The organism is Desulfobaculum sp. (assembly GCF_054921475.1).
The window spans coordinates 1-8184 of the sequence record NZ_JBUDSW010000168.1 but is presented as its reverse complement, the minus strand read 5'-3'; the positions used below and the strand labels follow the sequence as shown (position 1 = coordinate 8184).

Below are 8184 nucleotides of genomic sequence, written 5' to 3'. Positions count from 1 at the left end.
TGGCCTTTCCATGCTGCGCGAGCTTGGCCCGCTGGTTACGGCCATCCTGCTTGCGGGGCGCTCCGGATCGGCCTTTGCCGCGGAAATCGGCACCATGGTCATCAATGAAGAAGTGGACGCCCTGCGCACCATGGGGCTGGACCCCATACGCTTTCTGATGGTGCCGCGCGTTCTTGGCACCTTGCTGATTATGCCGGTGCTGACCATCTTCTTTAACTTTTTCGCGCTGATTGGCGGCGGCATTGTGGTGACGGGGCTTGGGTATCCCCTCATCACCTACGCCACGCGCGTCTTTGAAAACGTCACCACCGGCGACGTGCTGGGCGGGCTGTTCAAGGCGCTCATCTTCAGCATTCTTGTGGCGGGCATCGGCTGCCAGCGCGGGCTGCGCACCGGGTCCGGAGCCAGCGCCGTTGGCGTCTCCACCACCTCCAGCGTGGTGAGCGGACTGGTGCTTATCGCCGTGGCGGACGGCATTTTGGCCACCATCTACTACGCGCTGGGGATATAGCCATGACCGACGCGCCACTCATACAGGTGGACCGCCTTGTCGGCGGCTATGGCGACACCGTCATCCTCGATGATGTCAGTTTTTCCGTGGCACCGGGCGAGGTGTTTGTCATTCTTGGCGGGTCGGGCTGCGGCAAATCCACCCTGCTCAAGCATATGATCGGGCTCAAGGCCCCGCGCTCCGGCCGGGTGCTCATTGGCGGGGAGGATTTCACCGCCGCCACGGGCGACGACCACCGCGCCATCCTGCGGCGCTTTGGGGTGACGTATCAGTCCGGGGCGCTGTTCGGGTCCCTGACCATACGCGAGAACATCCGCCTGCCCATGGAGGAGTTCACCACCCTGCCGGACGAGGCCATGGACCTTGCCGCGCGCATGAAGCTTTCCCTTGTTGGCCTTTCCGGCTACGAGGAGCATATGCCAGCGGAACTTTCCGGCGGCATGCGCAAGCGTGCGGCCTTAGCACGCGCCATGGCGCTGGACCCGGATATCATGTTTCTGGACGAGCCATCGGCCGGGCTGGACCCCATCACCTCGGCGGGACTGGACGAGCTTATCCTCAGCCTGCGGGACAGCCTCGGCATGACCTTTGTGGTGGTCACGCACGAACTGCCCAGCATTTACACCATTGCGGACCGTGTCATAATGCTGGATAAACGCACGCGGGGCATCATCGCAGAAGGCCGCCCCAATGACCTGAAGGACCACTCCGACAACCCGTGGGTCCGCCACTTCTTCAACCGCAAGGCGGAAAGCGACGAACAACCATGAGCACTCGGACAAGCCGGTTTCGGCTCGGCCTCTTCATCCTGACGGGGATAGGCCTTTTGGCCGCGACCATCATCTACCTTGGTGTTGGCACCACCTTCCGCGAAAGCATTATCGTGGAATCCTACTTTGACGAATCCGTCCAAGGGTTGGACGTTGGCGGCGCTGTGAAATTCCGCGGCGTGAAGGTGGGCACGGTCAAGAACATCACCTTTGCCTGGACGCGCTACCCCCACGCGGATGAGCTGGGCCGCTACGTGCTGGTGGACATGGCGCTGGACAAGGAACTGGTGACCAATTTCTTCGGCCAGCGCATCGCGCGGGAGAAGCTGTACCTGCGCCGTCCCATTGAGCTTGGCCTGCGCGCCCGCCTGACCACGCAGGGCCTGACCGGCATCGCGTTTTTGGAGCTCAACTTCTTTGATCCCGAGGACTCCCCGCCCCTGCCTATCAGCTGGGAGCCGGAGAACCCCTACATTCCCTCCGCGCCCAGCACCATGAGCAGGCTGGAAGCCGCCATGGACAGCATCGGCGACGCCATTAAGGAAATTGAATTCCAGCACATCGGCGACACTCTCGCGCAGATTCTGGACAAGGTGAACACCGGCCTCGACGAAGCCGATGTCGCCACCCTTGGCGGCCTCATCCAGCAGGACCTGTTGGAACTGCGCACGGGCCTGCGCCGCGTCAACACCCTGCTGAGCGACCCGCGCCTTGAAACCATCGTCCCCGACGCCGCCGCGGCCGTGGCCGGAGCCCGCCGCATGGTGGACAGCTCCGAAGAAAACTTTGTGGCCACCTTCCAGAAGGCGCGCAACGTCAGCACCAATCTGGAGCGCGCCAGCGTCAGCATCAACACCCTGCTGGAGGACGACAAGCTCGGCGCGGCCCTCTCGCGCCTGCCCGGCACCATTGAGGACATCAGCGCCGCAGCGCAGGACATCCGCCGCAGCATGAAACAGCTGGAGCGCACCCTGCGCGGCGTAGGCGACCTGACGGAGTCCGAGTCCGCCAACATCCGCGCCATCCTGCAGGACACCCGGCGGCTGATGGACAACCTCAACGCCGTGGCCGGGGAAGCCCGCCAGAACCCCGCGCGCCTCATCCTTGGCGCGCCGCCCAAACGCATCGACCCGGAGAAACTGCCGTGAAGCGCTACGCCACCACTGCCCTCTGCCTTGCCGTGACGGCGCTCGCCCTGCTGTGCGCGGGCTGCGCCGGAAGCCTCACAGGCCCCGCGCCGGAGATTCACCACTACGCCCTGCGCCCCGCGCCGCCGGCGCCCACAGGCGTTAGCGCGACGGGCGTCCTTAAGGTCCGCCGCCTCGCCATCGCGCCCGAGAGCTCCGGACGCGAAATGGTCTACCGCACGGGCGAGACGCTCTATGCCTTTGACTACTACAACCAGTACCTCGTGAACCCGGCAGACATGCTGACGCAGGCCACGCGCCGCGCCATGCGCTCCGCCGCGCTGTTCACCGCCGTGGCCGGTGATGGCTCCACCCTGCGCCCGGACTACGTGCTGGAGGGCACAGTCAGCGCCCTGCACGGCGACTTTCAGGACACGGACGCCCCCGCCGCCGTGGTGCAGATGCAATTCTTCCTGCTGCGCGATACGGTTGGGGACTACGACATTATGTTTGACCAGACCTACACCCAGCGCGTCCCCCTCCGCCGCCATAAGGCGGCAGACCTTGCCAGCGCCCTTGAGCGCGGCGTGCAGGACATCCTGCACCAGCTTGCCGCCGACCTCGCGGCCACGCTGTCCGCGCAGCCCTAGGCCACCGCACGCAAAAGCGCCCTGCCCGAGAACATCGGACAGGGCGCTTTGTCTTGTACTGTGGTCAGACGCTGGAGCGCAGGCGCGCTATTTGGCAGCGTCCTCGTAGCGGTAGGCCTTCTTGATGAGGATGGTCTCGCGCGGGACGTCGCCCATACCGCGGGACCGGCCCGTCGAAACCTTGCCAATCTTCTCCACCACGTCCATGCCGCGGAGAACCCGGCCAAACACCGCAGAGCCGAAGCCGCGCGGGGTTTCGTCCTTGTGGTTCAGGAAGTCGTTGTCCACCAGATTGATGAAGAACTGGCTGGTGGCGCTGTTCACCACGGAGGTCCGCGCCATGGCGATGGTGCCCTTGTCGTTGGACAGGCCGTTGCCCGCCTCGTTCACGATGGGCTGACGGGTGTTGGTCTTTTGGTTCAGGGTGCCGTCAAAGCCGCCGCCCTGCACCATAAAGCCGTCAATCACGCGGTGGAACTGCGTTCCGTCATAAAAGCCATCGTCCACATACTGGAGGAAGTTCTTTGTGGAAACCGGGGCGTTCTTCTCGTCCAGCATCACCATCACATTGCCCATGGTGGTTTCCAGCACCACCACCGGTCCGGGACCGGGCTTGGCGGCAAAGGCGGCGGTGGCGAAGCAGAGGGCAGCCAGCGTCAGGGCCGCCAGAAACAGTCGTGCAGTTTTCATATGTCACTCCTTGTGGGGTGGTTGTGCGTTGCGTCAGGCGCGCCGGCAGCGCGCCAAGGCCGGACAAAGGGCCGCCCTAGTCCGATTCGGCGCTGTCGTCGCGGTAGGCGTGGATGATGCGCTCATAGGTATCAGGAATAATGAAAATACGCACCAAGCGCCCATGGTCCTGCGCCTTTTCCACAATATCAAGCACCGTGTCCATTCCACCGACAATTTTGCCGAAAACAGGCAGGCCGTAGGAAATATCCACGTGCGAGTCGTAGTTGAGTTCAGGATTCCCGTCCCAATTGACGTTGATAAAGAAGCCCGGCGTCAAGTTCTTTCCGCCAGCATTGCGGTGGGAAAAGGCAATGGTGCCGAACTCATGGGTCAGGCCGTTGTCCGCCTCGTTGGTGAACTCCAGCACCCCGGTGTCCCGGCGTTTCAGGTTCTCATCAAAGTAGCCGCCCTGCAGCATCACGTTATCAATAAGGGCATGGAACACGGTGCCGTCATACAGCCCCTGCTCCACAAACCGCAAAAACATCTCGGTCGTTTTTGGGGCGCGGACGCGGTTTAACTCAAGGACAACGTCGCCCATGGTCGTTTCCATCACCACACGGGGAAAGCGCACGGTGTCGTCTGGGCGCGCCGGAGTGCCGCCCATGGACGCGCACCCAGCAAGGCCAAACAGCAAAAGACAAAGAAACACCGCACGCAAAGAGCGAACCAGCTTCATTATTTTATCCTCATAGGGTATGATGTGATTTGTTTCCGTTTTTCCGATGTGATTAGGGAAAGAAGGCACCGGTGTAAAGCGCCGAAGACACGGCCACGTACCGCAGGTAGCACAGCCACATGCAGCATCCACCTCCTTCGCCACGCACCTCCGTGGGATTCCGGCGCCACCGTTGGTGGCTGACGGCGCTCTACGCCCTTGGCCTCCTCATCGCCACCAGCATCTTTTCCGCCGCAGCCTACTGGATAGACGACCAAGCCGCATCGGACTACGAGCGCATTTTCAACGACCAGCAAATGACCGCGGTGCAGCTCTCCCGCCGCGCCATTGAAAACCGCCTTGGCGCACTCAGCGCCGCCATCACACACCTTGCCCGCAGAACCATGCCCAAAATCGAATCCGGGAGCGAGCGCAAGGCCACCTTTCCAAATATGTTCGAGCCACTGCGGGCCAGCTTTCCCGAACTGCTCGTCCTTGGCTATTACGAATCCCCCGACGCGCCGGGGATGCTGGCTATTTCCGGCTTTCAGAGCGCGGAGCAGGCCGAGCGCGAGGCCGAACGCTGGATTCAAGAGTCGTGGGGCATTATTCAGGATTCACCGGACGCCATGTACGCCCCGGACCTGCACATCACACCCCGCAACCGCTTTTTGGCCATCATCGCTCCGGTGCGCACCACCACGGTCATGCACGGCGCCGTTATTGCGGTGGTCAACCTGAACCACCTCGTCAACAGCTACGTCAGCCCCCTGCGCCTGCAAGGCTACGGCGAGGTCTTCCTCCTCGACCGGCATGGACGCTTTTTATTCAACAACGCCCGCCCTGTTTTGGGCCGCAGCATTCTGGAGCCCACCTTTGACGACTCCCCCGTGCCCAGCGCATGGCGCCTCAAGGTTCTGGAATCGCATGAAGGGCACATCACCGGCAATGGAGACGGTTCCGGCGGGCCGTGCTGCAGGCTGGTGGCATGGGCCACGGCGTCCAGTGGCACCCAGCACCTGCCCAGAGGCCTCTCCGCCGACGCCACGAAGGTCAGCGAAGGATTCACCTCCCTGCGCATGCAGCGCACGGCCTTTGCCGTGGTGCTGACGCTGTTCTTCATTGGCGCGGGCATCTTGCTCTACCGCGCCGTGGTCGCGCGCCGCCTCAGCTATCAGGACGCCCTGCTGCGCACAGAGCAGGACACCTCGCCCGACGGCATCCTTGTGGTGGACCATAACCTCTACGCCACCTTCTGGAACGTCAGCTACCTTGAGCAGTGGCACCTTGAACCACAGGACCTGCTTCCCGAAAACCGCGAGCAGGCGTTTTCGAAAATTGACGCACTTATGCCCGACCCGGGCGCGATGTACCAGCACTTTCTCTGGCTGTGCGAGCACCCGGAGGTCGAAGAGGACGACTACGAGCTGGAGCTTCGCGATGGCCGCGTCATCGAGCGCCGCTCCCGCGGCTTCTTCAGCAACAAAGGCACGCATCTTGGCCGCATTTTCTGGTTCCGCGACATTACCGAGCGCAAGCGGCAGGAGCAGCGCATTCAGGAAGCGCTGGAGGAATTCGAGGCCATTTTCGACAACTCCATGGTGGGCGTCCTGTACGTGCGCGAAAACCGCATCATCGTCCGGGTCAACGCCCTGTTTGCCGAAATGTTCGGCTACACGCCCGAGGACATGCAGGGCCAAAGCACGCGCATTATCCATACCTCGGACGAGACCTACGCCGACTTTGCCGCCACATTCATTGACCGCTTAAAGCGCAGCGAAACCGTGCACGCGCAATACGAACTGCGCCGCAAGGACGACACGCCCTTCTGGGCAGAGTTTACAGGCAAGGCGCTGGACCCGTCGGACCTCGCGCGCGGGGTCATCTGGGTTGCCACCGATGTGACGGAGCAGAAAAAGCTGGAGCAACTGCGCGAAGACGTGGAGCAAATTATGCGGCACGACCTGAAAAACCCGCTGCACAACGTCATCTACGTGCCCCAGCTCCTGCGCGATGACGGCAACCTCACCCCGCAGCAGCTCAAGCTGATGGACGAGCTGGAAAAGTCCGGCTACCGCATGCTGGATATGGTCAACCGCTCCATGGACCTCTACAAAATGGAGCGCGGCACCTACACGCTTTCACGCGAGGCCGTGGACATCAACGACCTGCTCACACGCATCATCACGGACCTGAAACCCGTGACCGAGGCGCGGCAAGTGCGCATCCGCCGCAACCGCGTGGGCAACGTTGCGCCGGACACGCCCTTTACGGCCTACGGCGAAAATCTGCTGCTGTACTCCATGCTGGCGAACCTCATCCGCAACGCGGTGGAGGCCTCGCCCATGGACGGCGTCGTCACCATCACGCTGGACGACTCCGCCGGCGCCATCAGCATCCACAACGCCGGAGCCGTGCCCAAGGAAATCCGCAGCAGATTCTTCGAAAAGTTCGCCACAGCGGGCAAGCCGGGCGGGACGGGCCTTGGCACCTACTCCGCCGCGCTCATAGCGCGCTCTCACGGCGGCTGCATCGCACTGGAGACCAGCCGCGAGACGGGCACCTCCGTCACCGTCAAGCTGCCCCTGTGGGTGGACGCCCCCAGCCCGACCTGCGACTAATCCCACCAGACGCGTAGCGGTCCACAGCGAAATCGTGTACCGTCCAGCGGCTGCCCCAAGGCGGCAGCGCCCCCCATTGCACGATATATCAGGAGCCTTCATGCCAGGGAAAACCGTACGAGAAAGCCGCATTTCCATGTCGCAGCTGATGTTGCCGCAGGACGCCAACCCCGCCGGAAACGTCCACGGCGGCGTGGTGATGAAACTCATCGACAACGCCGGGGCCGTGGTGGCCATGCGGCATGTGCGGGGCAACGTCGTCACCGCCAGCATCGACAGAATGGACTTTTTGCACCCCGTGTTCGTGGGCGACCTTGTGCACGTCAAAGCCTGCCTGAACTATGTGGGCACGTCGTCCATGGAAGTGGGCGTGCGCGTCAATGCGGAAAATATCCTCACCGGCGAATTGCGCCACGCCGTTTCCGCCTATCTCACCTTTGTTGCCCTTGATGAGGACGGCAAGCCCATGCAGGCCCCGCCCCTTATCGCCGAAACGTCCGAAGACTTCCGCCGCAGGGACGCCGCGCAGGCGCGCCGCTCGGTCCGGCTGACGGAACGCCGCATGGGCAAAAACAGCAGGAACCGCGCAATATGACTCCCCCAGACCTCACCGCCATGGCCCACACCCTGACCGCCATTGCCGAAGACGCCGGACGCGTTATCCTCAGCATCTACGAAGACGGCTTCGACGTGGAATACAAGGCCGATGATTCGCCCATCACCCGGGCGGACCGCGCGTCCAACGCCCTCATCTGCGAGCGCCTCGCCGCCGCGTATCCGGACATCCCCATCCTGTCGGAAGAAGGCGCGCACCTGCCCGCCAACGAACGCGCGGCATGGCCCCGCTTCTTTCTTGTGGACCCGCTGGACGGCACCAAGGAATTCGTCAAAAAGAACGGCGAGTTCTGCGTCAACATCGCTCTTGTGGAAGACACAAGCCCCGTCCTTGGCATCATCCGCGTGCCCGTACGCGGCGTGACCTACTGGGGCGGGCCGGAGGTGGGGGCTTTCCGCCGCTACGACAACACAGAGGCCGCGCCCATACACACCGCCACGCCCGGACCGGACGGCCCGGTACTGCTGGCCAGCCGCTCACACCCCGCGCCGCAGACCGA

The 8184-nt window shown here is 63.1% G+C and carries 9 protein-coding genes; 7 read left to right on the top strand and 2 right to left on the bottom strand.

Going from position 1 to position 8184, the window contains the following annotated elements:
* The 4 genes from ACY69P_RS11295 to ACY69P_RS11280 form a co-directional block, all read left to right on the top strand.
* The coding region (locus ACY69P_RS11295; RefSeq protein ID WP_462327539.1) for an MlaE family ABC transporter permease at positions 1-511 on the top strand (511 nt) is incomplete at its 5' end.
* Between the two features lie 2 nt (positions 512-513).
* Positions 514-1281: an ABC transporter ATP-binding protein gene (locus tag ACY69P_RS11290; protein WP_462327538.1), complete on the top strand. Its 768-nt coding sequence runs from the start codon at positions 514-516 to the stop codon at positions 1279-1281.
* Positions 1278-2429, top strand: coding sequence for an MlaD family protein (locus tag ACY69P_RS11285; protein ID WP_462327537.1), 1152 nt, complete (start codon positions 1278-1280; stop codon positions 2427-2429). The genes ACY69P_RS11290 and ACY69P_RS11285 overlap by 4 nt, the downstream gene beginning before the upstream one ends.
* On the top strand, positions 2426-3058 hold the full coding sequence (locus ACY69P_RS11280; protein ID WP_462327536.1) for an ABC-type transport auxiliary lipoprotein family protein: 633 nt from the start codon (positions 2426-2428) through the stop codon (positions 3056-3058). Before ACY69P_RS11285 ends, ACY69P_RS11280 begins: the two co-directional genes overlap by 4 nt.
* An 87-nt stretch (positions 3059-3145) precedes the next feature.
* On the opposite strand, the gene ACY69P_RS11275 is transcribed toward ACY69P_RS11280, so the two are convergent.
* On the bottom strand, positions 3146-3748 hold the full coding sequence (locus ACY69P_RS11275) for a peptidylprolyl isomerase (protein ID WP_462327535.1): 603 nt from the start codon (positions 3746-3748) through the stop codon (positions 3146-3148).
* A 76-nt stretch (positions 3749-3824) separates the two neighbouring features.
* Positions 3825-4469, bottom strand: coding sequence for a peptidylprolyl isomerase (locus tag ACY69P_RS11270; RefSeq protein WP_462327534.1), 645 nt, complete (start codon positions 4467-4469; stop codon positions 3825-3827).
* A 119-nt stretch (positions 4470-4588) separates the two neighbouring features.
* Here ACY69P_RS11270 and ACY69P_RS11265 point away from each other — a divergent pair, with 119 nt between their 5' ends.
* The 3 genes from ACY69P_RS11265 to ACY69P_RS11255 form a co-directional block, all read left to right on the top strand.
* Positions 4589-7069 (top strand): PAS domain S-box protein, encoded by a 2481-nt coding sequence (locus ACY69P_RS11265; protein ID WP_462327533.1) that lies wholly within the window; start codon positions 4589-4591, stop codon positions 7067-7069.
* Positions 7070-7169: 100 nt separating this feature from the next.
* On the top strand, positions 7170-7664 hold the full coding sequence (locus ACY69P_RS11260) for an acyl-CoA thioesterase (RefSeq protein ID WP_462327532.1): 495 nt from the start codon (positions 7170-7172) through the stop codon (positions 7662-7664).
* The coding region (locus ACY69P_RS11255) for a 3'(2'),5'-bisphosphate nucleotidase CysQ family protein (RefSeq protein WP_462327531.1) at positions 7661-8184 on the top strand (524 nt) is incomplete at its 3' end. The genes ACY69P_RS11260 and ACY69P_RS11255, both read left to right, overlap by 4 nt.